The sequence below is a fragment of the Polaromonas sp. P3_A5 genome (assembly GCF_056403055.1).
The window spans coordinates 2,672,956-2,699,033 of record NZ_JBFUGF010000001.1 but is presented as its reverse complement, the minus strand read 5'-3'; the positions used below and the strand labels follow the sequence as shown (position 1 = coordinate 2,699,033).

The window sequence follows — 26,078 nt, the reverse complement described above, 5'->3', positions numbered from 1 at the left end:
GATGTTTTTTCTTGAATTCAGAATAACAACGGAGCCACCATGTCCAGACTGCCCGGCGCATTGAACAAGCTGCCTTTGCCCATCATCGGTTCACCGCTCTTCATCATCAGCAATCCCAAGCTGGTCATCGCGCAGTGCAAAGCCGGCGTGGTGGGCGCCATGCCCGCGCTCAACGCTCGGCCTGCGTCGCAGCTTGATGAGTGGCTGGCCGAGATCACCGAGGCACTGGCAGCCCACAACAAGGCCAACCCTGACAAGCCGGCGGCGCCTTTTGCCATCAACCAGATCGTGCACAAGTCCAACGACCGCCTGGAGCACGACATGGAAATGTGCGTGAAGTACAAGGTGCCCATCTACATCACCAGCCTGGGTGCACGCGAAGACATCAACGCTGCCGCCCACAGCTACGGCGGCGTGGTGCTGCACGACATCATCAACAACAAGTTCGCGCGCAAGGCCATTGAAAAGGGCGCCGACGGCCTGGTCGCCGTGGCCGCCGGTGCGGGCGGCCATGCGGGCGTCAAAAGCCCGTTCGCGCTGATCCAGGAAATCCGCCAGTGGTTTGACGGCCCTCTGGCGCTGTCGGGCGCCATCTCCACTGGCGGCGCGGTTCTGGCTGCGCAGGCCATGGGCGCCGACTTTGCCTATATCGGTTCGGCGTTCATCGCGACGGACGAAGCGCGCGCGGCCGACGCCTACAAGCAGGCCATCGTTGACGGGAACTCAGACGACATCGTTTACAGCAGCCTTTTTACCGGCGTGCACGGCAACTACCTCGCGCCGTCGATTCGCGCTGCTGGCATGGACCCCGAGAACCTTCCCGAAGGCGACGTCAAGACCATGAACTTCGGCGGCGGTGAAGGCAGCAAGTCCAAGGCCTGGAAAGACATCTGGGGCTGCGGCCAGGGCATTGGCTCTGTCAGCAAGGTCCAAAGCGCCGCGGCCTTTGTGGACCAGCTCAGGCGCGAGTACGAGCAGGCACGCAAACGGGTCTGCGCTTAAGCGCCATCGCTACCTTTGAGCAGCGCTGCGCCTGAAATACCCGCCTTGACCACCGCGACCCGACGCTTTCCCGGCATGGATGCCCTCAAAGGGCTGGCCTGCGTCCTCATTGTTTTGCATCACCTGGCTTTTTACGGCCCGATGTCGGATGTGGTGCACCCGTTCGCACCGGCCTTGATGGACTGGCTTTACGACTACGCCCGCATGGCCGTGCAGGTGTTCCTGGTCGTGAGCGGTTTTCTGGCGGCGGCCTCGCTGGCGCCACAGGGTGTGGCCGTGTTCGGTGCACCTGGCACCCTGATTTTTCGCCGCTACTGGCGACTCGTCAAACCCTATCTGGTGGCGCTGGCCGTGAGCATGCTCGTGGCCGCGTTGGTCAGGCCCTGGTTCGCACATCATTCGGTGCCGGATGCTCCCACGGTGCACCAGCTGCTCGCCCATGTCCTGTTGCTGCAGGACCTGCTCGGGCAGGACGCGCTTTCTGCCGGTGTCTGGTACGTGGCCATCGACTTCCAGCTCTACGCCATGGCGGTTCTCATCTTTGCCTTTGCCCGGCGGTTCCAGTTTCAGCCACACAACGGCGACGCAACGCACACTACTTCGGTTTCGGCCCCACTCGGCGTGAGCCTCATCCTGTTGGTTGCCTTGGCTTCGCTGCTGTTTTTCAACCGCCTGCCGGCCTTTGATATCACCGCCCTCTATTTTTGCGGCTCCTATGCCCTGGGCATGCTGGCCTTCTGGGCCTCAAACCGCCTTGGCGCGCGGCGCAGCTTCTGGCTCGTGACCCTGGCGGTGATGGGCGGGCTGGCCCTGGCGCTGGATTTCAGGGGGCGCCTGGTGGTGGCACTGGTCACCGCCTTCGGCCTGGTCGGGCTGGCGGTGCTGCAGCCACAGTCCTGGCCGGTGCGATGGCTGCAGCAGCGCCGGCTGGTGCAGCTGGGCCAGATGTCCTACTCTGTGTTCCTCATCCACTTTCCGGTGTGCCTGCTGGTCAATGCCATCGTGAGCCATTTCTGGCCCACGCAGCTTGCGGCAAATGTGCTGGGCCTGCTGCTGGCCTTCCTGCTGTCGCTGCTGGCGGGCTGGGTGCTGTATCAGTCGGTGGAATCGCGGCCGATTCCTTTGCGGCCGCGCTGGTTGAGTCGCTTTTATTTGCGTTAAAAAGCAGCTCTTCGCCTTTCTGGACAAGCGCAACTAGCTATTGAATTAATAGCATTCAACCGGAGCCAGGCTCACTGCCTGAACATCTCCAGCTTCAATGCCGCAGGCTCACCCAGCCATGAGGCATGCGTGGTGTGGTCGGCCAGGTCGTCGCCGGTGAGCCCGTGCACAAACACATCCAGTCCGTCGCGGTGTTCTTCGAGCCAGGGAATGACGCTGTCAAACGCCGCGCGGTCAAATGCCAGCTGGCAACTCCAGCGCGGGTGCGGTCCCACCTCTCGTTCATGCACCCGCCCCACGGCAATCCCGAAAAGCGCACCGGCCTTTTCGCACAGGGCGCGTGCCTGCTCAACGGTGCCGGGCCCGAAGTACACATGGGCGTGGTAGCGGGCATAAAGGTTTTCGGGGCGCTGGATCATGGTGAAACGGAAAGGGAGAAGAGGGACGGAAAAATGAAAAAGGGGGCGTATCAATGACTGCATTGGATGAGTCCTCAGGCATCCTCCAGAAACGTCAGGGCCGGTAGCGGTGCATCGGGGTTTTCTTCTCGGGCTTTTGCATGCGTCTGCTTCATGCGCTGCCGGCAATGCGCCAGGTCTTTTACCTGAAACAGGAAAAACACCTCGGCCGCGTCTTCCGCGTTTTGCCAGAGGTGCTCCAGATACATGCCTTGCTTCGCATGTTCGTCCGCGTCCTTTTCCAGCTGCTGTTTAACGGCGGCCAGCGGCGCGCCGGTGAGTTTTACCAGTACGTGTGCCATGGGACGTCTCCTGCTTTAAACCCATTATTGCGGGCCCTGTTGCAGACATTTGCTAAAGGGTTTTTGTTTGAATATACTGTATTTATATACAGTATCTTTCTGCGACCTTGCCGGGCACTGCGCTTGCCCCCACCAAATCTTATTAATCCATGTCCGACGCCATCATCCCGCTACACGCCATCAAGGGCCGAGGCACTGCCACGCGCATGCCGCACCGGTTTGAAAAAGACGTGCGCAACGCATGGGACGACGGCTGGGGTACGCTGGAAGAAGGCGCGGCGGGCGAGGCGCCCCGGATCGAAACCACGGTCACGATGGAAGAAGCGCGCAGCGCCATTGTCGGCAACGATTCGCCCGATATCTTTTTTGACTACAGCATCAATCCCTACCGGGGCTGTGAGCATGGCTGTGTGTACTGTTATGCGCGGCCCACACACAGCTACCTCAATCTTTCGCCGGGGCTGGACTTTGAAACCAGGATCATCGCCAAGCGCAACATTGCCGAGGTGCTGCGCGCCGACCTGCGCAAACGCAGCTATGTTCCCAAGCTGCTTAACATCGGCTCGGCCACAGACTGCTACCAGCCCGCCGAGCGCGAGCTGCGACTGACGCGCAGCATCATCGAGGTGATGCAGGAAGTGCGGCACCCGTTCTCTTTGATCACCAAATCCAGCGGCGTGGAGCGCGACCTGGACCTGCTGGCGCCGCTGGCCGCTGACAAGCTGGCCGCCGCCTACGTGACCATCACCACGCTCGACGGCGAACTCGCGCGCAAGCTGGAGCCGCGCGCGGCCGCACCGCACCGGCGCCTGCGCACCATCCGCACGCTGGCAGAGCACGGCGTTCCCGTCGGCGTCAGTGTGGCGCCGCAAATCCCATTTGTGAACGACGACATGGAGCATGTGCTGGAGGCCGCCTGGGAGGCCGGTGCGCGCAGCGCGTTCTATACCGTGATCCGTCTGCCCTGGGAAGTGGCACCCATCTTCAAGGAGTGGCTGGAGCTGCACTACCCGCAGCGCGCCGCGCGCATCATGGCGCGCATCCACGAAATGCGCGGCGGCAAGGATTACGACAGCGACTTTGCCTCGCGCATGAAAGGCCACGGCCTGTGGGCCGAACTCATCAAGCAGCGTTTTGAGAAAGCCTGCAACCGGATTGGCTTTAACCGCCAGCGCATTGAGCTGGATTTGAGCCGGTTCCGGCCGCCAGCGGCTGCGGGGTCCGAGGGGCAGGGCAGGCTGTTCTGAGGGCGCGCGCGTCAGTTCGACGCTAGGGCTATAGTCCAAAAATGCGTGTGCATCACGCCTCATACTGTTTGAAGATAAAAGGAGTTCACCTTGGCGCTTGACTGGAAATATTCATCGGAAGGCATGGTCGCCGCAGACTGGGAAGAACTGTCGAACCTTTACCGGATGGCCCCACTGGGCGACAAGAAGCCGGCCGACCTGCAGGTCGTATTCACCAACAGCATGTTCAAGTGTTTTGTGTACGACGCCGGCAAGCTGATTGCCGCCGGCCGTGCGGTGGCGGACGGCAAGGATTGCTCTTATATCTGCGACATCGCGGTAGCGCCGGACCGGCAGGGCTCCGGCATGGGCAAGGACATGGTCGCGGCGCTGGTGCGGCTTTCCAGCGGTCACAAAAAAATCATCCTCTACGCGGTGGCCGGCAAGGAACCGTTTTACCGCAAGCTTGGCTTTCGGCGCATGCTGACCGCGATGGCGATTTTTGCGAATACCGAGCAAGCGCTGCAAAGCGGTTTGATCAGCGATAACTGATCGGGCAACCGAGAGCCGGCCCTAACGCAGATAACTGCGGTTCAGCCTCACTTCAAGCTTTTTCTGCAGCGTTTCAAACGAGGCGCTCATGGCCCAGTAAATGCCCGCCGCCGCCAGGTACAGCGGAAAGGGCTGGAAGGTCGTGGCAATCACTTCCTTGGTCGCCAGCATCAGCTCGCCCACGGCAATCACCGACACCAGCGAGGTGTCCTTGATCAGGCTGATCAGGCTGTTGGAGAGACTGGGCACCGCCAGACGCAGGGCCTGCGGGCCGATCACATAGCGCAGTGTTTGCGCTTGTGTGAGGCCCAGGCTGCGGGCGGCGTTCCACTGCCCGTGTTCCACACCGTTGATCGCGCCGCGAATGGTTTCCGACAGGTAGGCTCCCACGTTCAGGCTCAGGCCCAGGATGCCCGCGCTGATCGGGTCGAACTGGATGCCGATGCTAGGCAGGCCGAAGTAAATGACGAAGAGCTGCACCAGCAGCGGCGTGCCGCGCATGCAGCTGACGTACAGCGTTGCAAACTGCGAAAGCCCAGGCACCTTCGCCAGTCGCGTCACGGCCACGATGGTACCGATGATGGCACCGAAGAATACAGATGCCACCGCCAGCAGCAGCGTCCACGCCGCGCCTTTGAGCATCAGTGGCAGGGCATCGCGCAGCAACTGGGTCAAGCCAGACAAATCCATGGGAGTCTCCACAAATAAAAACCCCGGCAGTGAGCCGGGGTTGCTTCAGGGCGCCTGCCGGAAAGCGGCGCGCGGCTGATCGAATGTTACTTCGGTTATTTCACGGCGACAGGCGGCTTGCTCACGTCGCGGTCAAACCACTTGGTGGATATCTTCGCGAAGCTGCCGTCGGCCTGCAGGTCGGCCAGCGCCTTGTCGATGGCGGCCTTGAACTTCGGGTTGTTCTTGACGAAGGGAATGCCGGATTTTTCAAGGTCGCCCACGGGCGCACCGGGCTTGAGCGGCAGCTTGGTTTGTTTGACGATGTAGGGAATCAGCAGGCTGTCGTTGAGCGCGGCGTCAATGCGGCCCAAAGCCAGGTCTTGCAAATACTCTTGCGCGCCGGGATAGGTCTTCACGTCAATGCCGCCGACTTTTTTGGCGATGTCGGCGTAGTTGGTGCCCTGGCCCAGGCCGAGCTTTTTGCCCTTGAGGTCGGCCAACGTCTTGAACTCGCGCTTTTCATCCTTGCGGATGATCAGTTGCGGTGCAGAGATGGTGTAGGGCTCGGAGAAGTCAAAGGTCTCCTTGCGCTTGTCGGTGATGCCGACCTGGTTGATCACCACGTCGTACTTGCCGGCCTGCAGGCCTGCCAGGATGGCACTCCACTCGCTCGTGGAGAACTCGGCTTTGACGCCCAGCTTCTGCGCCAAGGCATTGGCCAGTTCCACTTCAAAGCCGGCGAGCTGGCCGCCTTCCTTGTAGTTGAAGGGCGGGTAGGTGCCTTCAAGTGCAACTTTGAGGGTGCCGCGCTGTTTGACGGTGTCGAGCAGGTCGGCTGCGCTGGCGCTGAGTGCGAGCGTCAAAAGAAGTGTGGAAGCGATGGTGGAGGCGGCAGCCTTGCGAATATTCATATTCAACCCTTGCATAAGAGAATTGTTATTGAGATGAAAAGTGAATATTAAATCTGCCGTCACATTGGTGCATGCAGGGCGACAAAGGCCCTACGGCGCATCCGGATGCTTCGCGGACGCTGAGCGCGGACTCAGGGCTTGGCGCAGTGGGCGTAGATGTCGAGCGCAGGCTTGTAGACGCTGGTCTGCACATTCATCAGGCCGAGCACCGAGTGGAAGTAATTGTCGTGGCTCACCATGGCGTCCAGTTGCTCCTTCAGGCATGCCGTCGTCAGCTTGTTGCGCTGCTCGAATGCGGGTGAGAGCCAGGTGATCCACGGCACGCGCTTTTGCACTTCAGGCGCAATGCCGTAGGGCATGCCGTGCAGGTAGAGGTTGTTCTCACCCAGCGACTCTCCGTGGTCGGCGAGGTAGAGCAGGGCAGGCGCGCTGCGCGCCTCTTGTGCCTTGAGCCACTGGATGGAAGACGCCAGCAATTTGTCGGTGTAGACGATGCTGTTGTCATAGGCATTGAGCAGGCCTTCGCGGCTGCAGCTTTGCAGCGCGTTGTCGGTGCACTCGGGCAGGAATTTTTTGACGGCTTGGGGCGAGCGCTTGTAATACGCCGGGCCGTGGCCACCCATCTGGTGCATCACGACCACCACGCCCTTGGCGCGGCGCTCGGCCGGCAGCGCGGCAATGCGTTCGTCAATGCCGTGCAGCATCACTTCGTCAAAACATTCGCCGCTGTCGCACAGGCCCGGTACTTTGAGCTGTATGGTGTTCACGTTGGGCACACGGTCGCACACGCCCTTGCAGCCAGACTGGTTGTCTATCCATAGCACGGCCAGGCCCGCGCGCTGCAGCACGTCCAGCATGCCCTCGTAATTGGCCGGGCGTGAGTCATAGGCTTCACGCCCGAAGTTGGAGAACATGCAGGGCACCGATGCGGCTGTGCTGGTGCCGCACGACCACGCGTTGCGCAGGCTCACGACGTTCTCATTTGCGAGCAGCGGGTTGGTGGGCCGGCTGTAGCCGTTGAGTGAAAAGTTGGCGCTGCGCGCTGTTTCACCCAGCACCAGCAACAGCAGCGGTGGCTTGGTTTGGGCTGTGTAATTGGCACCGAGTTTTGCGTCTTCACCCAACGGCAACAGAGTGGATTCGTCGCGCTGAAAGGGCTTTGCCGCGATGGCGCCTAGCGCGTAATAGGAATTGAGTGGGTTGATGAGATAACGCACATGCGTGTAGTTGCGCATGACGGAGGCAATGCTCTGGAAAAACAGGAACACCACTAACACCAGCAGCACGCACGCTCCGGTCAGCGTGGCTGCGTTGGTGAGCATCTGTCGCACTGCGCCTGCACGTCTGACCTTCTGCCGCCACAAAAAGATCATCGGCAGGACCGCCAGCACCATCACCGTGGCCAGCAGTCGCCAGTTCAGCAGGTCACGTGTTTCGCGCACATCAGTCTGCAGCGTGTTGATCATCATGGTCTTGTCGATAACCACGCCATAAGTCACCATGAAATAGGCACCGAAAGCGGCCGACAGCAGAAAGACAGTGATGGCGGGCTTGAGTGTCCAGCGCCAGGCCAGCACGCTGAGCAGCGCGATGGTCGCCAGCGCAATCACCAGCGCCAAGGCGATGCTTATTACCACCGCCTGGCCCCCGGTAAGGCCCGGCAGGCGGGCCAGCTCGCGCCACAAGGCCACATTGCACACGGTCGCGATCCAGAGGCTTGCAATGACCACCAGCCACAGCGGCCGCATGCCTCGACGGTGTTGGTCAGGAGAGGAAAGGGGTCTGGACCCGGATGGCGGTTGCAGCGGCATAGCGCTGCATTGTATTTGCCCCACCTTAGGGCGGACTTATGCGCGCCTCAAGTGGCGGTGGTCAAACCCAGCTGCCGCGCATGGTGCCGCAGGTGTTCGGCCATAAAGGTCGCGATGAAATAGTAGCCGTGGTCATAGCCCGCATGGCGATGCAGCGCCAGTGGCTGGCCCGCTTTGACGCAGGCGGCTTCAAACAGCTCGGGGTACAACTGCTCGGCAAGGAATTTGTCGTCCAGCCCCTGGTCTATGCGTATGCCGCCAGGGTAGGGCGCTGCGGGCATGAGATTCATGATGGCGGTGGCGTCATGTTCGACCCACTGCAACTCATCGCTACCGAGGTAGCCGGTAAACGCCTTGCGGCCCCAGGGACACTGGCTGGGCGTGCAGATAGGTGCAAACGCCGAGACTGATTGAAAGAGATCCGGATGCCGGAGTGCCAGCGTCAACGCGCCATGGCCGCCCATCGAGTGGCCGAAGATGCCGATGCGACTGGCGTCCAGCGGCAAGGCGCTCGTCAGCAGTGGCAGCAGCTCTGCCGTGATGTAGCTTTCCATGCGGTAGTGCTGTGACCACGGCGCCTGTGTCGCATCAAGATAGAAGCCCGCGCCGCGGCCGAAATCCCAGCTGTCGGTCTCGCCCGGAATCTTTGCGCCGCGCGGGCTGGTGTCAGGCGCGATCAGCGCCAGGCCCAGCTCGGCGGCTACGCGCTGCGCACCGGCTTTGATCATGAAAGTTTCTTCGTTACAGGTCAGGCCCGCCAGGTAGATCAACGCCGGCACCTTCTCCCCAGCCATGGCTTGCGGCGGCAGGAAGACCGAAAACTTCATCGGCAGGCCGACCTCGCGCGAGTCGTGCTGGTAGAAGCGTTGTACGCCGCCGAAGCAGCCGTGTTCGCTGAGGAGTTCGAGGGGTGTTGTCATGTCGCTTAGTACAGGACCACACCGCGGATGGACTCACCGGACTTCATCAAATCAAAACCTTTGTTGATGTCCTCCAGCGGCATGGTGTGCGTGATCAGGTCGTCGATATTGATCTTGCCTTCCATGTACCAGTCGACGATTTTGGGTACATCAGTGCGGCCGCGCGCGCCGCCGAAGGCCGAGCCTTCCCATTTGCGGCCGGTTACCAGCTGGAAGGGGCGGGTGCTGATCTCGGCGCCGGCTTCGGCCACGCCGATGATGATGCTGCGGCCCCAGCCCTTGTGTGTGCATTCCAGCGCCTGGCGCATCACCTTGGTGTTGCCTATGCATTCAAAGCTGTAGTCGGCGCCGCCGTCGGTGAGTTGCACGATGGCGTCGACGACGTTTTCGGTGTCCTTGGGGTTGATGAAATGCGTCATGCCGAACTTGCGCGCCATCTCCTGCCGCGCGGGGTTAATGTCCACACCGATGATCTTGTCGGCACCCACCATCTTCGCACCCTGGATCACATTGAGGCCAATGCCGCCCAGGCCGAACACGACGACGTTGGCGCCGGCTTCCACCTTGGCAGTAAAGAGCACTGCGCCTATGCCGGTGGTGACGCCGCAGCCGATGTAGCAGACCTTGTCAAAGGGAGCGTCTTCGCGGATTTTGGCCAGCGAAATTTCAGGGGCGACGGTGTAGTTGCTGAAGGTGCTGGTGCCCATGTAGTGAAAGATGGGTTTGCCGTCCAGGCTGAAGCGGCTTGTGGCGTCGGGCATCAGGCCCTTGCCCTGCGTGCCGCGAATCAGCTGGCACAGGTTGGTTTTGCGCGAAAGACAGAACTTGCATTGCCGGCACTCGGGCGTGTAGAGCGGGATGACGTGGTCGCCTTTTTTGAGCGTTGTCACGCCGGGGCCGACGTCAACCACAATGCCCGCGCCTTCGTGGCCGAGGATGGCTGGGAAGATGCCTTCCGGGTCGGCGCCCGAGAGCGTGTAGTAATCGGTATGGCAGATGCCGGTGGCCTTGATCTCGACGAGCACCTCTCCGAACTTCGGGCCTTGCAGGTCCACGGTTTCAATGGTCAGGGGCTGGCCTGATTTCCAGGCAACGGCGGCTTTGGTTTTCATGGTGTGTTGGCTTGCGCTTGAAGTGAGTGGGGATGAGGTTCCGTGCGTAGGTCACTATAAGCCAGTCACCGTCGCTGAGTCTCCCCTGAAGCCGTATCTTCATGGGCCCGATGTTTCATTTTGAGAAAAGCTGGGCCATGCACCCGGACTGTGTCGCCGACCCTAAGGCTGGAATATGCCGCGCATCGTGGGAGCAGAGCCTTCATGGCCTTCTCTGTAAATGAAAAAGCTGCCTGGCCCATTAAACATGAGCGCAAGCAGCTATTAATTTCATAGCATTGAGGTCTGGCGAGCGATACCCGCCACGGCTTGCTCAGCGGCCGGCTTCTTTCAGATACTGCGTCCGGGCAGCGATGGCAGTGTCGGTGAAGTCGGTGAACACGCCGTCAACGCCTGTGCGGTAAAAGGCCAGGTACTCGGCCTTGGCATCGCCCTGGTAGTCGCTGGCCAGGCGGCGCGACTCGTTGCGAAAGGTGAAGGGGTGCACAAAGAGGCCCGCCCTGTGCGCGTCGGCGACCAGGCTGGTGGCTGGCTGCGAGGTCGAGTCGGCGTCGTTGAGCTTGCCGTCGCGGTTGATGTCGACCTGCTTGCCGTCGGCGCCGAAGGTGCCCTTGGTGCTGATGATGTAGCGCTTCCAGGGGCCGATGCCGTCTGCGTAGGTCTTGATCTCGGCCAGGCCTGCGGGCGTGGTCATGGCATCAAAGAGCCGTTTGTCGCCGGCCTTGGTCCAGTCGTAAGGGCGGTCGCTCGGCACGGCAAAGGTCACGCGGCCGGTTTTCGGGTCAATGCCGTCGCCGTCGACGAGCTGGATCAGTTTCGTATTGAGGCCCTTGCTCTTCATGTACTTCAGGCTGCCGGGTTCAAACGACTGCACATAGATGGGCGCGGTCTTGCTGTTCCATCCGGCGGCGTTGATGATGGCGATCAGCTTGTCCTCCATCGGCAGGCCGAGTTCGCGGAAGTAGGTCGGGTTCTTGGTTTCCGGGTAGATCGCAATCGTGCGGCCGGTTTTCGCGGACTGGGCTTTGGCCATGTCCACCACTTCCTGGAGGGTGGGGATTTTGTACTGGCCATTGAACTGCTGCGGGCGCTCGGCGTCGGTCGAGATCGCCCCCAGGGTGCGAATCTCGGCCAGTGTGAAGTCGTTGCTGAACCAGCCGGTCTGCGTTTCGCCGTCGACCTGGATGGTCTTCTTGCGTGAAGCGAACTCCGGATGTTTGGCCACGTCGGTGCTGATGGCCAGGTTGGGGTCGTGGCGGGTGATCAGCACGCCGTCCCTGGTCACGACCAGGTCCATCTCGATCACGTCGGCGCCGAGTTCGATCGCCCGCACATAGGCTTCCATCGTTTCTTCCGGCACATAACCGGAAGCGCCGCGGTGGGCGATGACCAGTGGCGCCTTGCCGTCAAGGGTGGGCAGGCCTGCTTGTGATGTTGTGCCTGAGGAGGAGCAAGCGGTGAGTAGTACGCTGCTGCAAATAAGGGCGAGCAGGCTACCTTGTTTTACGGCCTGGCGGGTCGATACGGTCATGGGTGTTTCCGGAGTTAAAGGGCTGATCGTATGTGTCTGATCACGACAGGCGTGTGACAGTGTGTAGCGCTCGGCCATAAAAAATGCCGGAGCAGGTCCGGCATTTTCTGGGGCGCGGGGATCAGGCGCTGAAGAAGCTCTTGAGCTTGTCGGCCCAGCCTTCCTCGCTGGGTGAATGCTTGGCGCCGCCCTTTTTCAGCGACTCGTCCAGCTCTTTGAGCAGCTTGCGCTGGTGCTCGGTCAGCTTGACCGGTGTTTCCACTGTGATGTGGCAATACAGGTCACCCGGATAACTGGAGCGCACGCCCTTGATGCCCTTGCCGCGCAGGCGGAACTGCTTGCTCGCCTGGGTGCCTTCGGGAATGTCGATGGCCGCTTTGCCGGCGAGTGTCGGCACTTCAATTTCCCCGCCCAGTGCGGCGGTGGTGAAACTGATGGGCACGGCGCAGTGCAGGTCGTCGCCGTCGCGCTCGAAGATGTCGTGCTTCTTCAGGCGGATCTCGATATAGAGGTCGCCGGGCGGGCCGCCATTGGTCCCCGGCTCGCCGTTGCCGGTCGAGCGGATGCGCATGCCGTCGTCGATGCCCGCGGGAATTTTGACCTCGAGTGTCTTGTTGTTCTTGGTCTTGCCCACGCCGTGGCAGGTGATGCAAGGCTCGGGAATCAGCTTGCCCGTGCCTTTGCACTGGGGGCAGGTTTGCTGCACGCTGAAGAAACCCTGCCGCATTTGCACCACGCCGTGGCCATGGCAGGTGGTGCAGGTCACCACCTTGGTGCCGGGCTTGGCGCCGCTGCCGTGGCAGGTATTGCAGTCGTCCCAGCTCGGAATGCGAATCTGTGCGTCCTTGCCGTTAGCGGCTTCTTCGAGCGTGATTTCCATGGCGTAGCTCAAGTCGCCGCCACGGTAAACCTGCCGGCCGCCGCCACGTTGTGCCCCGCCGCGCTGGCCGCCAAACACGTCGCCGAAGATGTCGCCAAAGGCCTCGGCAAAGCCGCCAAAGCCTTCTGCGCCGGGGCCGCCGCGCATGTTGGGGTCTACACCGGCGTGGCCATACTGGTCGTAGGCCGCGCGCTTGTTCTCGTCGGAAAGCATCTCGTAGGCTTCTTTAGCCTCCTTGAATTTTTCTTCGGCAACCTTGGACGCATCCCCCTGGTTGCGGTCGGGGTGGTGCTTCATCGCAAGTTTGCGATATGCCTTCTTGATGTCTTCATCGCTGGCGTTTTTGGCAACGCCCAGCGTGTCGTAATAGTCTTTTTTGGTGGCCATGGCAGGTCAGTCAGGAATCGTTATTGTGGGGGTCAGCGGGAAACGCAAAAGCGGAAATCCTGGATTGCTCCCGGTTTTCCGCCTTTGCTGGCTGCCTTTGCCGTCTGCTTTTGCATGCAGTTATCGCGCCAATGCAGGGATGCTTTGTAAAAAAGCGCTTAGCCCTTTTTGACTTCCTTGACTTCAGCGTCCACGACATTGTCGTCGGCCGGCTTGGCTTCAGCCTGGGCGGCGCCCGCTGCGCCTGCGTCACCACCGGCTGCCGCCTGCGATGCCTGCATGTCGGCGTACATCTTTTCGCCGAGCTTCTGGCTGGCTTCCATCAGGGCCGTGTTCTTGGCGTCGATGGCGGCCTTGTCATCGCCAGTGAGCGCTTCTTCCATGTCCTTGATGGCGGCTTCGATCTTTTCCTTCTCGCCGGCTTCGAGCTTGTCGCCGTATTCACCCAGCGATTTTTTCACGCTGTGCACCATGGCTTCAGCGTTGTTCTTGGCGGTGACGAACTCGACTTTTTTCTTGTCTTCTTCGGCGTTCAGCTCGGCGTCTTTCACCATCTGCTGGATTTCAGCTTCAGACAAACCTGAGTTGGCCTTGATGGTGATCTTGTTTTCCTTGCCGGTGCCCTTGTCTTTGGCGCCGACGTGCAGGATGCCGTTGGCGTCGATGTCAAAAGACACTTCAATTTGCGGCGTTCCGCGTGCTGCCGGCGGAATGCCCTCGAGGTTGAACTCGCCCAGGCCCTTGTTGCCCGAAGCGATTTCGCGTTCGCCCTGGAACACCTTGATCGTCACGGCCGGCTGGTTGTCTTCAGCGGTCGAGAAGGTCTGTGCGAACTTGGTCGGGATGGTCGTGTTCTTCTTGATCATCTTGGTCATCACGCCGCCCATGGTTTCGATACCGAGGGACAGCGGGGTAACGTCCAGCAACAGCACGTCGGTGCGATCGCCGGAGAGGACCTGGCCTTGAATCGCTGCGCCGACGGCAACCGCTTCGTCGGGGTTCACGTCCTTGCGGGGTTCCTTGCCGAAGAGCTCTTTGACCTTTTCCTGCACCTTGGGCATGCGGGTCTGGCCGCCGACCAGAATCACGTCATGGATGTCGGCCGCGCTGACGCCGGCATCCTTCATGGCGATGCGGCAAGGCGCAATCGTGCGCTCGATCAGTTCGTCAACCAGGCTTTCGAGCTTGGCGCGGGTCAGCTTGACCAGCAAGTGCTTGGGGCCGGTAGCCGGGTCGTGCGCGATGTAAGGAATGTTGACTTCGGTGGCTGGGCTGTTGGACAGCTCGATCTTGGCCTTTTCAGCCGAGTCTTTCAGGCGCTGCAGGGCCACGACGTCCTTCGACAGGTCGATGCCGCTGTCTTTCTTGAACTCGGCCACGATGTAGTCGATGACGCGCTGGTCGAAGTCTTCGCCGCCCAGGAAGGTGTCGCCGTTGGTAGACAGCACTTCAAACTGCTTTTCACCGTCGACGTCGGCGATTTCGATGATGGAGATGTCGAAGGTGCCGCCGCCCAGGTCATACACGGCGATCTTGCGGTCGCCCTTTTCCTGCTTGTCCAGGCCAAAGGCGAGAGCCGCTGCGGTGGGTTCGTTGATGATGCGCTTGACTTCAAGGCCGGCAATGCGGCCAGCGTCTTTGGTGGCCTGGCGCTGTGCGTCATTGAAGTACGCAGGCACCGTGATCACGGCCTCGGTGACCGGCTCGCCGAGGTAGTCTTCGGCGGTTTTCTTCATTTTGCGCAGGATGTCGGCGCTGACTTGCTGGGCCGACAGCTTCTTGCCGCGCACTTCCACCCAGGCGTCGCCGTTGTCGGCGGCCACGATGGAATAAGGCATCAGCGCGATGTCTTTCTGGACTTCCTTTTCGCTGAACTTGCGGCCGATCAAACGCTTGACGGCGTACAGGGTGTTCTTGGGGTTGGTCACGGCCTGGCGCTTGGCCGATGCGCCAACCAGCACTTCGCCGTCTTCCTGGTAGGCGACGATGGAAGGGGTGGTGCGCACGCCTTCCGAGTTCTCGATCACGCGGGGGGTGTTGCCCTCCATGACGGACACGCAGCTGTTGGTGGTGCCGAGGTCAATGCCGATGATTCTTCCCATGATGATTTACTCCTGCTTTTTTGATTCGTTAAAGATTGAAGGTGGGGTGGCCGGGGCGTTTGAGGCCGCAGCCGCTGTGTGGATTAACTATGTGGATTAACTATGTTGATAACTTGTGGGTAAGTTGTGCGGCTTCAAGGGCTTCAACAAAGTTTTCAAGGTTTTTAAAGGGGGTTTTACTTGGGGGCTGCCACCGTGACCAAAGCGGGGCGCAGCACGCGCTCGGCGATCAGGTAGCCTTTTTGCAGCACGTTGACCACGGTGTTGGCTTCCTGGTCCGCCGGGACCATGCTGATGGCCTGGTGCTGGGTCGGGTCGAATTTGGTGCGAGGAGCCGGGTCGATGGCGACCACCTTGTTGCGCTCGAGTGCACTTTTCAGCTGCTTGAGTGTGGCTTCGGCGCCTTCGCGGATCTGCTCCGGCGTGACGTCCTTGATGGCGAGCCCGGCTTCCAGGCTGTCTGCTACCGGCAGCAGGCTTTCGGCGAAGCTTTCCAGGGCGTATTTGCGCGCCTTGGCCACTTCTTCATCCGCGCGGCGGCGGGCGTTTTCGGTCTCGGCCTTGGCGCGCAGGTAGCTGTCGGCCAGCTCGGTGTTTTTGGCCTGCAGCGTGGCGACTTCGGCTTGTGCGACCGTCAGCGCGTCAAACTCGTTGGCGGCCTGTGCCGCTTCCAGTTCTTCAGGGCTGGGCTCACCGCTAAGTGGTTGATTTTGTTCGGGTTGTGTATTGTCAGACATGCTCGAAGACAGGGTTGAAGCTGGTAATGTTTCCAGCTGGGGATGGCAAAGCCCTTTTCAAGACAGGGGCTTCGTTTTTGGTCCAGATAGTTTGGCTGCGGGTGCGCGGCCTGGGGCCCAGCGCGGTTGGGGGCCCTGCCGTCCCTATGTGGACCGGTGTGCCCCAGCCGTAGGAACTGGTTCGTGGCCTGAATTGTAGTGGCTGGCCACCCATGTTCCCGGCTAGCGGGGCTGGTTCTGGCTGTCCATCGAATGGCGCCCGAATGCAGGCCTTATGCTATGTTATTGATAGCTGCTTGCGCACGCCCACATTGAGCTGGAGGCCAAATCGTCGAAAACTCTGGTGAGGCGGTAAAAAAGGCCTCAAGGCGCTGCCGGTTTCTGCATGCGCGTCATGAGTTCGCGCTTGTTGTCACGGCTGCGGTGGGCATGCTCGCGCATCAGGGCTTCGGCGCGCGCCCCTTCACCGGCCAGCAGTGCGGCCAGCACATCTTCGTGGTCGGTTTGTGCGCGCTGGATGAACCCGTATTCGAGCAGAGGCAGGGCGCCGTTCAGGCTGAGCGCACCGGCGCCGGCCATCGGGGTTTTGCTGACATGGGCCAGTGCGGAGGTCAATGTGCTGTTGCCTGCGGCGTGCGCCAGGGCGCCATGAAAACGGGCGTTCATCGGTACCCAGCGGGCCGCGTCAATCACGTGGCAGGCGGCCTGTGCTTGCTCCAGTAGCAGCCTGCCTTCTTCGACGCAGGCCTGCAGGGCCTCCCGGGTTTCGGGCGTAATGCCGCGCTCGGCCGCCTGCCGGGCCGCCATGCCTTCCAGTACGCCCCGCACGTCGACTGCATTGGCAATTTCGTCAACGCTGAATTGCCTGACGCGAAAGCCGCGTGTCGGCAGGCGTTCCAGCAGGCCTTCCTTTTCCAGCTCGCCGAGCGCAATACGGATCGGTGTGCGCGAAACCGCCAATTGGGCGGACAGCTCAAGCTCCACCATTCGTTCGCCCGGGGCCGCCTGGCCGCTGAGGATTCTTTGCCTCAACGTCTGCGTGGTGCATTCAATCTGGGAAGACATAGGCCCTGGGGGTAAATGGACGAACGACGAAATTGGCTGAATTATTGCATGCAGTATCTTGATTTATTAGGGTTTATGAGGGTGATATACCAATTATTGCGTGCAATAAAATAAGAGGACTAAGTATTTTTCGCCTGCATGAACCATTCAATGCGCCGGTGACGGCGGCGAGCCTCAGGAGACACCCATGAAGAACCTGCCCCGCTTCAATCGCTTGCGCAAGTTTGCCCGCACGGCAGTCCAGCTGACTGCGGCTTGTGCGGCCTCACTTGTCTTCAACGGCTTGACAGTGGCATATGCCCAGCCGGCTGCAGCGTATCCCGGCAAGCCCGTCAAGCTCATCGTTCCTTTTCCGGCAGGCGGTGGTGGCGACACGTTGGCCCGACTGGTCATGCTGCGCGCGGCCAAAGAGCTCGGTCAGCCCATCGTGGTCGAAAACCTGGGCGGCGCCGGCGGAAACGTGGGCAGTGCAACAGCGGCCAAGGCGCCGGCCGATGGCTACACCTTGCTATACGGCACCAACGGCACACATGCCATCAACCATGCGATCTACAGGTCACCCGGCTTCAACCCGTCTCGCGACTTCGAGCCCGTGACCCAGCTCACCCGCATCGCCGCCATGGTGGTGGTGCGGCCCACGCTGCAGGTCAACTCCATGGCGGAACTCACCAAGCTGCTCAAGGCCAATCCGGGAAAATACACCTTTGGCTCCGCCGGCAATGGCACCACGTCCCACCTGGCCGGAGAAATCTACAAATCGCGCGCGGGCCTGGCGGTGGTGCACATACCTTACCGCGGCGGCGCACAGGCCATGACGGACCTGATGGGCGGGCAGGTCGACATGATGATCGAGGTCATGCCGAATGCCGCACCCCAGGTGAAAAGCGGACGTGTCAAACCATTGGCGGTGACGACAGCCACACGCGTGGCGGGCTGGCCGGATCTACCCACCATCGCGGAGTCGGGCTTGCCCGGATTTGATGTGAGCGCGTGGGACGCGATTTTTGTTCCGGCCGGAACGCCCAGGCCCATCATCAATCGTCTCAACGAAGCGATCCACAAAGCCCTGGCGGATCCGGAGTTGCGCGCACAGCTACAGTCGCGTGGTGCCGAGGTGGCGCCGGGCACCCCCGAGGAACTGGCCAGGCATATTGCTGGCAGCATGACCTTGTGGGGTGACGCGGTGAAGCGTTCCGGCGCTGCAGTGGATTAGGGCGCCGGGAAGTGCATGGATGAATACCTGATGAATGCCTGTTGATCGGTAAAACAGCGCAACAAAAAAGCGACCTTGAAGGTCGCTTTTTTTCGGGCCAGGCTGGCCAGGTAATTTACTTTTTCTTGGTCTGGCTGACGGCCCACTTGCCGGCAAATGCCTGCAGGTCGTTCAGGCGCTTGAGCAGGTCGGCGCCCAGCGTGGTGACCGTGTAGCCATCGCTGCCATGGCCAAGCAGGCCGGCTGCGCGCAATTCCTTGATGCGGGTATTGAGGGTGTTGGGTGTGATGCTGCCGATGCTGTCTTGCAGGAGGCGGAATGTCTGGGGATGGCCGTCTTTCAGGGCCCACAGCACGCGCAGTGCGTAGCGTGCTTCCAGCAGTTCAAGCAATTGGCCTACCGCTGCATTTTCTTTGGCACTCATCAGGTTATCTCCTCGGGTCACAGTTTGGTCACAGGGGGTTGTTAAGCAGAAAGCTTCGAAAGCTTGGGGCCAAATATAACGCAAATTGCTGACTGCTACGAGTTTTATAGCTGTCCACGCCCGCTGCAGTTGGACTGGGGCATGTTTGTGCCTTGGAAAACCCTGATGTGGCGAACACCGCAATGCGCTGGCAGGATCACCGGGTGGTGTCAAAGCACATTATTTTTACCTACATCACGGGGATCCGTGTTGCCGGATGAAGTGCTACAGCGCTGCCTGTTCTGGAGGACTCCATGATCGCTTCAATCACCTGTTGCACCCCAAGTGCGGAGCGCCCCGTCACTGCGGGTGCGCATCCATTCTGGACAGAGCGAATGAAATCCTGCAGCACGGCGCGATGAGCGGCATGGTCGAAGGCCATGGGGTTGGCGCCACCGCCGGAGGCCTGGCGTGCACCGGCGGTCAGCGTCTTTCCGCTGGAAAAAACCGCCTGCATTTCACCGCCTTCCAGCGTCACGGTGCCCTGGGTGAAGTTGAGTTCAACGCGCTCGGGAAAACCGGGGTAGGCCGCCGTAGTGGCCTGAACCCCAGCGACCGCACCACTGCCGTAGTGCAGCAATGCGGCAGCCGTGTCTTCGCCCTCCATGCGATGCACTGCGCTGGTGCTTGCAACGCCAGTGACGCGCTCCGGCATGCCGGTGAAGCTGAGCAGCAGGTCCAGCGTATGAATGGCTTGCGTGATCAGCACGCCGCCGCCGTCCCGCGCCAGGGTGCCGCGGCCGGGTTCATCGTAATAACTTTGCGGCCGCCACCACCGGATCGACGCGGCGGCGCTGACCAGCGGGCCCATAACGTCGTCACGCAGCAGTGCCGCCACGGCAAGGGCCGCGTCGCGCATGCGGTGCTGCAGCATCACCGCCAGCATGACCCCCGCAGTTTCGCAAGCCTCAACCAATGCATTGGCCCGGTTCAAATCAATTTCGAGCGGCTTTTCGACCAGCACATGCTTGCCCGCGCGCGCTGCCTGCTGCACGAGGTCCAGATGGGTATTGGGCGGCGTAAGAACCAGCACGGCTTTCACGCTGGCATCTTCCAGAATATCTTCCAGGCGTGTGGTTCGGCGCGCCCCTTGAGGCACTTCTACAGCGGCCAGCCGTTCGGCGTTCCGCCCATAAACCCATGCGACGTCTGCTTCACTGGCCAGGTCTTCAAGACTTCGGAAGTGAGGTGCAGAGCCCAGCCCTGCACCAATGACGGCGAGGCGCAGCCGCGCAGGGCTGGGTACGAACGGCATGTTCAGTCAAGCTTGACGTTGGCCGCCTTGATGACTTGCGCCCATTTCTCGACCTCGGCCTTCTGGAAGGCGGAGACCTGCTCGATCGTCATGCTGGACGGTTGCATGCCCAGCCCTTTGAGGCGTTCCTGCATCTCGGGCTGCGCGGTGATTTTCATGATTTCATCGTGCAGCCTGTCAATGATGGGCTTGGGGGTGCCGGTGGGCACAAAAATGGCTTGCCACGAGGCAACCTCAAATCCGGGAACGGATTCGGCCACCGTTGGCACATTCGGCATGGACTCCAGGCGCTTGGCGGAGGTGACCGCCAGCGCACGCACCTTGCCGCTCTGGATATGCGGACCTGCTACGACCGTGGTGTCGAACATCATGTCCACCTGTCCGCCGATCACGTCCTGGATGGCGGGGCCGCTGCCTTTGTAGGGCACATGGATGAACTGGGTGCCCGACTTGAAGCCCAGCAGTTCCAGCGAGAGATGCTGCGACGTGCCGCTGCCGGCCGATGCGGACGAAATGGTTTTGGGTTTGGCCTTCGCGGCGGCCAGCACGTCCTGCAGCGTTTTGTAAGGGCTGTTGGCTCCCACCACCAGCACAACCGGGTTGGTGCCGATGAGCGCCACCGGAGAGAAAGACTTGATCGGGTCGTAGCCCAGTTTCGGGTAAAGGCTCACATTGATAGCGTGCGAGCTGACGGTGCCGCCCAGCATCGTGTAGCCATCTGCCGGTGCGCGGGACGCGACTTCCGAGCCGACGCTACCGCCAGCACCGCCCTTGTTGTCAATCACGATGGTGGTGCCGAGTACCGGCCCGAGTTTTTGGCCAATCAGCCGGCCCAGGATGTCGGTGGTCCCGCCCGCAGGAAAAGGCACGATGAAGGTGATGGGCTTGCTGGGCCACTTGTCTTGCGCCCACACGGGGAGCGCAAGCGCCGGCAGGATGGCGCCGGCAATGGCAGAGTGAAGAAGGGAACGGCGTTTCATGATGTCTCCTGTGTGTTGTCTGGTGGTGTTGGCTGGAACTTACTTGATGGCCTGAATGCGCTCGTACAGGCTCTTGGGCCAGGGGGCATCGGCTGCGGTCAGCGAGGGCAAGACCGCTGCGGCAAAAGGCGCACGGTCTACCTTGTTGACGGTTTTGCCTTTCTTCTCAAACTCGGCGACCAGGCGGTTTTCGGCATCGACGATGTCCTGGCTGGCGCGGCTTGATGCTTCCCAGAGCACCTGGTCAAAGATTTTCCTGTCGGCCTCATTGAGTTTGGTCCAGACCGAGCCCGACACGGCCGTGATCAGCGATTCGGTGATGTGGCCGGTCAGGGTGATGTATTTCTGGACTTCGTAAAACCTTTTGGCCTCGATCGTGGGAAGCGGGTTTTCCTGTGCATCGACCGTGCCGTTTTGCAGCGCCAGGTAGACCTCGGCAAAGGCGATGGGCGTCGGGTTCGCGCCCACGGCCCTTGGGAACATCACAAAAAGTGGTGCGTCGGGCACGCGCAGCTTGAGGCCCTTCATGTCGTCGGGTTTGTTGATGACCTTGTTGGAAGTCATGTGGCGCAGGCCGTAGTAGGTGTAGCCTGCAATATGCTGGCCACCGGTTTTGCTGGCATAACCCTGAGCCAGCTCCTGAAAGATCGGGCCGTTACGGAATGCCTGGAAGTGCGCGTAATCGCGAAACACAAAAGGCGCGGCGGCGATCGACAACGGCGGGTGTGCACGCCCGGCAAAGGCCGCGCCGGTGTAGATGATGTCGACGGTACCCAGTGTCAGGCCCTGGTTGATGTCGGTTTCCTTGCCCAGGGATGAGGCCGGAAAGACCTCCACCACATAGCGGCCGTTGGTCTTCTTCCTGATTTCGTCGGCGGCCCAGACGGCTTGCTTGTGAAAGGTCTCCGAGGTCTCGTAGACGTGAGCCCATTTGAGTTTGGTCTGGGCTGCGGCGGCGCCTGCGCCCAGCGTGCCGGCCAGTGCCAGCAGTGTCGCACCCGCAATGCTGCAAAGGGTTCTGCGTTTCATGTCTTGTCTCCTGATTGTTTTTGTGGCTCAGTGGGTATCGTTGGTGGGGAAAGGGCGCCGCGGTATACCGCCCCCGGCGCCTGGCGTGCAACAAATGTCCCGTGCAATGGGCATGACAGATTTCCGGAACCCTCTAAATTCCGGCGACCTGCTGGATTTATCGAACCATGCAGGGCATCTTGTTGTTGAATTTCCAGTCGGGGATCAGGTACTGCATGGCTACGGCATCGTCGCGCGCACCGAGGCCGTGCTTGAGATAAAGCTGGTGCGCTTTTTCCACTTCGGCCATGTCCAGTTCCACACCGAGGCCCGGTGTTTGCGGCACCGCAACCTGGCCGCCCACAATTTGCAAGGGGGCCTTGGTCAGGCGCTGGCCATCCTGCCATATCCAGTGCGTGTCAATCGCGGTGACCTTGCCCGGCGCGGCCGCAGCCACGTGGGTGAACATGGCCAGGGAAATGTCGAAGTGGTTGTTGGAGTGCGAGCCCCATGTGAGCCCCCAGGTCTGGCAGACCTGCGCGACGCGAACGGAGCCTTGCATGGTCCAGAAATGCGGGTCGGCCAGCGGGATGTCAACCGACTGCAGGTGAATGGTGTGCGACAGCTCGCGCCAGTCGGTGGCGATCATGTTGGTGGCGGTCGGCAGGCCGGTGGCCCGGCGAAACTCCGCCATCACTTCGCGGCCGGAGAACACGCCTTCGGCGCCGCAGGGGTCTTCTGCGTAGGCCAACACATCGCCGCGGCCCTGGCAGATGCGGATGGCATCCTTGAGCAGCCAGCCGCCGTTCGGGTCCAGCGTGATGCGTGCATCGGGAAACCGCTCTGACAGGGCAATGATGGCCTCCATCTCTTCCTCGCCCCGCAGCACGCCGCCTTTGAGCTTGAAATCCTTGAAGCCGTAACGCTTGTAGGCCGCTTCGGCCAATGCCACGATGGCGTCGGCATCCATGGCGGCCTCGTGGCGCAGGCGCAGCCAGTCGTCCTCTGCATCCGGCGCACTGGAATAGGCCAGGTCCGTCTGCTTGCGATCGGCCACATAAAAAAGGTAGCCCAGCATGGCCACTGAATCCCGCTGCTGGCCTTCGCCCAACAGGGCGGCCACAGGTACACCCAGGAATTGACCCAGCAGGTCGAGCAGGGCGCTTTCCACGGCAGTGACGGCATGAATCGCCACGCGAAGGTCAAAGGTCTGGTTGCCGCGGCCGCCGCTGTCGCGGTCCGCAAAACGTGTGCGCAGGGTGTTGAGAATCTGGTTCCACGCGCCTACCGATTGCCCTTCGATCAGTTCACGGGCGTCTTCCAGGGTGTTGCGGATCTTCTCGCCGCCCGGTACTTCACCTACGCCGGTGCGGCCTGAACTATCGGTCAGGATCAGCAGGTTCCGGGTAAAAAATGGGCCGTGGGCACCGCTGAGGTTTAACAGCATGCTGTCCTGGCCGGCCACGGGAATCACCTGCACGCGAGTGATTCGGGGAGTTTGGGAAAGGGCGTGAGGGGCTGTTGCGGGAGCGTTTGAAGCGGGCATACCGGACTTGCTTGTAGGATGGTTGATAAAACAATTTATCAGTTATCGTACAACTCACCGATTATTTATGCAACCAGATTTGTACCCAGGGTGCGAGGTGCCTGAGGTTCGGAAGGCTCTTCGGGTGGCTGCATGGTATGCGCGTTATTGCCCCGGCGAAGCCGTTCACGGCTATTGGACAGATGCGTCCGCATGGCGGCGCGTGCGGCCTCCGCATCCTGATTGCGGATGGCGTTGTAGATGCTCTCGTGCTCGCTGTTGACCCGCTGCAGGTAGTTGAAGCGGCCTTCGGGTGCACTGTGCGCCGTGTTGACGCGAGTGCGCGGAATGATCATGGTGCCCAGGTAGGTCATCAGGTCGGCGAAGTGCCGGTTGCCCGTGGCGCGGGCTACTTCCATATGGAACTGGAAGTCCGGTGGCACGGCGTCGGAGTCCAGGCTGATGGAGTCGTGAAAGGCGCGCAATGCATTTTCCAGGGCCTTGAGGTTTTCTGGCGTTCTCCTCTGGGCGGCAAGGCCGGCGGCTTCGGTTTCCAGGCTGATACGCAGCTCCAGCACCGAGATCACATCGGCCACGGTGGCAAAGTCCTCGGCGGTGATCTTGAAGTTGCCGGCGTCCTGCGGTTGCAGGACAAAGGTGCCGATGCCGTGCCGGGTTTCGACCAGCCCTGAGGCCTGGAGCTTGGACAGCGACTCACGCACCACGGTCCGGCTCACGTCAAAACGAGCCATGATTTCGGCTTCTGTGGGCAGTTTTTCGCCCGGCTGCAGGTGACCTGAACGGATGCTGGTGGCCAGATTTTCGACGATCTCACCCACCAGTCCGCGGGGGCGGCGCATGCGTAACGGCTCTTCGTGAAAGCCAACCGTAAGGCCTGCCTCGGAGCGACTAGGGGTTTTCCTTGAGTCCATTAAAAAACCATTGACAAGCTAGGGGGCGAACTGGAGAATTCCAAGTCATCAGACAACCTATGACTGCGATGTTCTTGGGTTGACTTTAACAAACTTCATAAAAAAGTCCAGTGTTTGCAATCGCACCGGGCACAGATGTAAAAAATGACCATCAAAGTTCACGAAAAGCTCTTGTTGACCGGCGCGGCTGGTGGCTTGGGCAAGGCCTTGCGCGAGCGCCTGAAAGCCAATTGCTCGGTACTCCGGCTGTCCGACGTGCAGCCTTTCGGTGCTGCCGCGGTCAACGAGGAGGTGATTCTGGCCGACCTGGCCGATTCCGCTGCCGTCCACACCATGGTTCAGGGTGTTGATGCGATTGTTCATCTGGGCGGTGTCTCGGTAGAAGGGCCCTTTGGCCCCATCCTGCAGGCCAATATCCTGGGCGCCTATAACTTGTATGAGGCCGCGCGCAAGAACGGCGTCAAACGCATCGTCTTTGCCAGCTCCAATCACGTCACCGGTTTTTACCGCCAGGACCAGACCATCAATGCCGACCATCCGCCGCGGCCCGACGGTTTGTACGGCCTGAGCAAAGCCTTCGGTGAAGATCTCTCGCGCCTGTACTTTGACCGCTACGGCATTGAAACCGCTTGCGTGCGCATCGGCTCTTCGTTTGCCGAGCCCAAAGACCGCCGCATGCTGGCGACCTGGCTGAGCTTTGACGACCTGCACCGCTTGATTACCGCCTGCCTGACCACGCCGGTGCTGGGCCACAGCATTGTGTTTGGCATGTCCGACAACGCCGTCACCTGGTGGGACAACAGCCGCGCACGCCACATCGGTTATGTGCCGAAAGACAGCTCGGACATCTTTCGCGAGGCCGTCTACGCCCGAACCGCTGCACCTGACCTGAAAGACCCGGTCGCCCAGTACCAGGGTGGTGGCTTTGTCGTGGCCGGCCCTTTCGGCGACTGAGTGGCCAGGATGAACACGAGTGAATCTCACGTTGAGCTGATTCTGGATGCGCGCAATGGCACGGGGGAAAGCCCTGTCTGGCAGGCCGCCGAACAAGCGCTCTATTGGGTTGATATTCCGGCGCGCAGGCTGTGCCGCTGGAGCGTGGCCGAAGGCGTTCTCACTGAATGGGCCGCTCCTGAAATGCTGGCCTGCGTTGCTTCGATAGGCGGCACGCAGGACTGGGTTGCAGGCGCTGAAAGCGGCGTGTTCCGCCTGAGTCCACGGGCGGATGGCCAGCTTGGGTTCAAGCAGCTTGCCGCCGTTACGCATGCCATGCCCGGCATGCGCTTCAACGATGGCCGTTGTGACCGTCAGGGGCGCTTTCTTGCCGGTACCATGTTGATGAATATGGCTGCCGGCGCACGTGTGGGTTGTATCTATAGCTATAAAAAAGATAGCGAACTGAAAAAACTCCTGGACGGTTTCATCACGCCGAACGGTATGGCCTTCAGCCCCGACGGCCGTACCATGTACCTGTCGGACTCGCATCCGTCGGTACAGGCCATCTGGGCCTTTGACTACGACACCGACACTGGCACGCCATCAAACCGGCGCGTCTTTGTCGACATGAACCCGCTGCCCGGCCGTCCGGATGGCGCGGCTGTCGATGCCGACGGCTGCTACTGGATTTGCGGCAACGATGCCGGCCTGATCCATCGTTTCACCCCCGCCGGCAAGCTGGACCGCTCGCTGGCCGTGCCGGTGAAAAAACCTGCCATGTGCGCCTTTGGCGGCGCCGGGCTTGACACCCTGTTCGTGACGTCGATACGCCCTGAAGGTGTCGACTTATCTGACCAGCCGCTGGCCGGCGGTGTGTTCGCGTTGCGCCCCGGCGTGCGCGGGCTGCCCGAGCCGCAGTTTTCCCGCTAGTTATTTA

25 protein-coding genes are annotated in these 26,078 nt (G+C 61.0%); 7 read left to right on the top strand and 18 right to left on the bottom strand.

Annotated features, from left to right (window positions below; genetic code table 11):
* Window positions 1-39 precede the first annotated feature (39 nt).
* The gene (locus AC1DU8_RS12795; RefSeq protein ID WP_457278884.1) at window positions 40-1,002 is read left to right on the top strand and encodes an NAD(P)H-dependent flavin oxidoreductase; all 963 of its coding nucleotides are present in this window, start codon (window positions 40-42) and stop codon (window positions 1,000-1,002) included.
* 75 nt (window positions 1,003-1,077) lie between these two features.
* The gene (locus AC1DU8_RS12790; RefSeq protein WP_477726831.1) at window positions 1,078-2,163 is read left to right on the top strand and encodes an acyltransferase family protein; all 1,086 of its coding nucleotides are present in this window, start codon (window positions 1,078-1,080) and stop codon (window positions 2,161-2,163) included.
* A 71-nt stretch (window positions 2,164-2,234) separates the two neighbouring features.
* On the opposite strand, the gene AC1DU8_RS12785 is transcribed toward AC1DU8_RS12790, so the two are convergent.
* Both AC1DU8_RS12785 and AC1DU8_RS12780 read right to left on the bottom strand, forming a co-directional pair.
* Complete coding sequence (locus AC1DU8_RS12785) at window positions 2,235-2,582, bottom strand: DOPA 4,5-dioxygenase family protein (RefSeq protein ID WP_457278882.1); 348 nt, start codon at window positions 2,580-2,582, stop codon at window positions 2,235-2,237.
* Window positions 2,583-2,656: 74 nt separating this feature from the next.
* A complete protein-coding gene (locus tag AC1DU8_RS12780) occupies window positions 2,657-2,923 on the bottom strand; it encodes a hypothetical protein (protein WP_457278881.1) in 267 nt (88 codons plus the stop codon).
* A 149-nt stretch (window positions 2,924-3,072) separates the two neighbouring features.
* Here AC1DU8_RS12780 and AC1DU8_RS12775 point away from each other — a divergent pair, with 149 nt between their 5' ends.
* Window positions 3,073-4,170: a PA0069 family radical SAM protein gene (locus AC1DU8_RS12775; RefSeq protein ID WP_477726830.1), complete on the top strand. Its 1,098-nt coding sequence runs from the start codon at window positions 3,073-3,075 to the stop codon at window positions 4,168-4,170.
* A 90-nt stretch (window positions 4,171-4,260) separates the two neighbouring features.
* Window positions 4,261-4,701: a GNAT family N-acetyltransferase gene (locus AC1DU8_RS12770; RefSeq protein WP_477726829.1), complete on the top strand. Its 441-nt coding sequence runs from the start codon at window positions 4,261-4,263 to the stop codon at window positions 4,699-4,701.
* A 21-nt stretch (window positions 4,702-4,722) separates the two neighbouring features.
* Here AC1DU8_RS12770 and AC1DU8_RS12765 read toward each other — a convergent pair whose 3' ends face one another.
* The 10 genes from AC1DU8_RS12765 to AC1DU8_RS12720 form a co-directional block, all read right to left on the bottom strand.
* The gene (locus AC1DU8_RS12765) at window positions 4,723-5,391 is read right to left on the bottom strand and encodes an amino acid ABC transporter permease (RefSeq protein WP_457278878.1); all 669 of its coding nucleotides are present in this window, start codon (window positions 5,389-5,391) and stop codon (window positions 4,723-4,725) included.
* A gap of 95 nt (window positions 5,392-5,486) precedes the next feature.
* Window positions 5,487-6,284: a transporter substrate-binding domain-containing protein gene (locus tag AC1DU8_RS12760; protein WP_457278877.1), complete on the bottom strand. Its 798-nt coding sequence runs from the start codon at window positions 6,282-6,284 to the stop codon at window positions 5,487-5,489.
* Window positions 6,285-6,415: 131 nt separating this feature from the next.
* Window positions 6,416-8,095: a phosphoethanolamine transferase gene (locus tag AC1DU8_RS12755; RefSeq protein WP_457278876.1), complete on the bottom strand. Its 1,680-nt coding sequence runs from the start codon at window positions 8,093-8,095 to the stop codon at window positions 6,416-6,418.
* 47 nt (window positions 8,096-8,142) lie between these two features.
* The gene (gene fghA / locus AC1DU8_RS12750) at window positions 8,143-9,015 is read right to left on the bottom strand and encodes an S-formylglutathione hydrolase (RefSeq protein WP_457278875.1); all 873 of its coding nucleotides are present in this window, start codon (window positions 9,013-9,015) and stop codon (window positions 8,143-8,145) included.
* Between the two features lie 5 nt (window positions 9,016-9,020).
* The gene (locus tag AC1DU8_RS12745) at window positions 9,021-10,127 is read right to left on the bottom strand and encodes an S-(hydroxymethyl)glutathione dehydrogenase/class III alcohol dehydrogenase (protein WP_007868626.1); all 1,107 of its coding nucleotides are present in this window, start codon (window positions 10,125-10,127) and stop codon (window positions 9,021-9,023) included.
* 313 nt (window positions 10,128-10,440) lie between these two features.
* Window positions 10,441-11,658, bottom strand: a complete 1,218-nt coding sequence (locus tag AC1DU8_RS12740) for a glycerophosphodiester phosphodiesterase (protein WP_477726828.1) — start codon at window positions 11,656-11,658, stop codon at window positions 10,441-10,443.
* A gap of 121 nt (window positions 11,659-11,779) precedes the next feature.
* Window positions 11,780-12,925 carry a molecular chaperone DnaJ gene (gene dnaJ, locus AC1DU8_RS12735; protein WP_477667101.1) on the bottom strand — a complete coding sequence of 382 codons (1,146 nt, stop codon included), beginning with the start codon at window positions 12,923-12,925 and terminating at the stop codon, window positions 11,780-11,782.
* A gap of 158 nt (window positions 12,926-13,083) precedes the next feature.
* Window positions 13,084-15,027, bottom strand: a complete 1,944-nt coding sequence (gene dnaK / locus AC1DU8_RS12730) for a molecular chaperone DnaK (protein WP_477667102.1) — start codon at window positions 15,025-15,027, stop codon at window positions 13,084-13,086.
* Window positions 15,028-15,203: 176 nt separating this feature from the next.
* Entirely contained in the window at window positions 15,204-15,764 is a 561-nt protein-coding gene (gene grpE / locus AC1DU8_RS12725; RefSeq protein WP_457278871.1) for a nucleotide exchange factor GrpE, read from the bottom strand.
* 363 nt (window positions 15,765-16,127) lie between these two features.
* Window positions 16,128-16,829 (bottom strand): GntR family transcriptional regulator, encoded by a 702-nt coding sequence (locus AC1DU8_RS12720; RefSeq protein ID WP_477726827.1) that lies wholly within the window; start codon window positions 16,827-16,829, stop codon window positions 16,128-16,130.
* 187 nt (window positions 16,830-17,016) lie between these two features.
* On the opposite strand from AC1DU8_RS12720, the gene AC1DU8_RS12715 reads away from it, so the two are divergent.
* The gene (locus AC1DU8_RS12715) at window positions 17,017-18,042 is read left to right on the top strand and encodes a Bug family tripartite tricarboxylate transporter substrate binding protein (RefSeq protein WP_457278869.1); all 1,026 of its coding nucleotides are present in this window, start codon (window positions 17,017-17,019) and stop codon (window positions 18,040-18,042) included.
* A 115-nt stretch (window positions 18,043-18,157) separates the two neighbouring features.
* Here AC1DU8_RS12715 and AC1DU8_RS12710 read toward each other — a convergent pair whose 3' ends face one another.
* From AC1DU8_RS12710 to AC1DU8_RS12685, 6 genes are all read right to left on the bottom strand, one after another.
* Entirely contained in the window at window positions 18,158-18,466 is a 309-nt protein-coding gene (locus AC1DU8_RS12710; protein ID WP_457278868.1) for a winged helix-turn-helix transcriptional regulator, read from the bottom strand.
* A gap of 229 nt (window positions 18,467-18,695) precedes the next feature.
* Window positions 18,696-19,760, bottom strand: coding sequence for a Gfo/Idh/MocA family protein (locus AC1DU8_RS12705; protein ID WP_477726826.1), 1,065 nt, complete (start codon window positions 19,758-19,760; stop codon window positions 18,696-18,698).
* A gap of 2 nt (window positions 19,761-19,762) precedes the next feature.
* A complete protein-coding gene (locus AC1DU8_RS12700; protein ID WP_457278866.1) occupies window positions 19,763-20,740 on the bottom strand; it encodes a Bug family tripartite tricarboxylate transporter substrate binding protein in 978 nt (325 codons plus the stop codon).
* 39 nt (window positions 20,741-20,779) lie between these two features.
* Window positions 20,780-21,769, bottom strand: coding sequence for a sialic acid TRAP transporter substrate-binding protein SiaP (locus tag AC1DU8_RS12695; protein WP_457278865.1), 990 nt, complete (start codon window positions 21,767-21,769; stop codon window positions 20,780-20,782).
* 157 nt (window positions 21,770-21,926) lie between these two features.
* The gene (gene gudD / locus AC1DU8_RS12690) at window positions 21,927-23,294 is read right to left on the bottom strand and encodes a glucarate dehydratase (protein WP_477667104.1); all 1,368 of its coding nucleotides are present in this window, start codon (window positions 23,292-23,294) and stop codon (window positions 21,927-21,929) included.
* Between the two features lie 65 nt (window positions 23,295-23,359).
* The gene (locus AC1DU8_RS12685) at window positions 23,360-24,133 is read right to left on the bottom strand and encodes a FadR/GntR family transcriptional regulator (RefSeq protein ID WP_457278863.1); all 774 of its coding nucleotides are present in this window, start codon (window positions 24,131-24,133) and stop codon (window positions 23,360-23,362) included.
* A gap of 216 nt (window positions 24,134-24,349) precedes the next feature.
* Here AC1DU8_RS12685 and AC1DU8_RS12680 point away from each other — a divergent pair, with 216 nt between their 5' ends.
* Window positions 24,350-25,159: an NAD-dependent epimerase/dehydratase family protein gene (locus AC1DU8_RS12680; protein ID WP_457278862.1), complete on the top strand. Its 810-nt coding sequence runs from the start codon at window positions 24,350-24,352 to the stop codon at window positions 25,157-25,159.
* A 9-nt stretch (window positions 25,160-25,168) separates the two neighbouring features.
* On the top strand, window positions 25,169-26,071 hold the full coding sequence (locus AC1DU8_RS12675; RefSeq protein ID WP_457278861.1) for an SMP-30/gluconolactonase/LRE family protein: 903 nt from the start codon (window positions 25,169-25,171) through the stop codon (window positions 26,069-26,071).
* The last annotated feature ends 7 nt before the right edge of the window (window positions 26,072-26,078 follow it).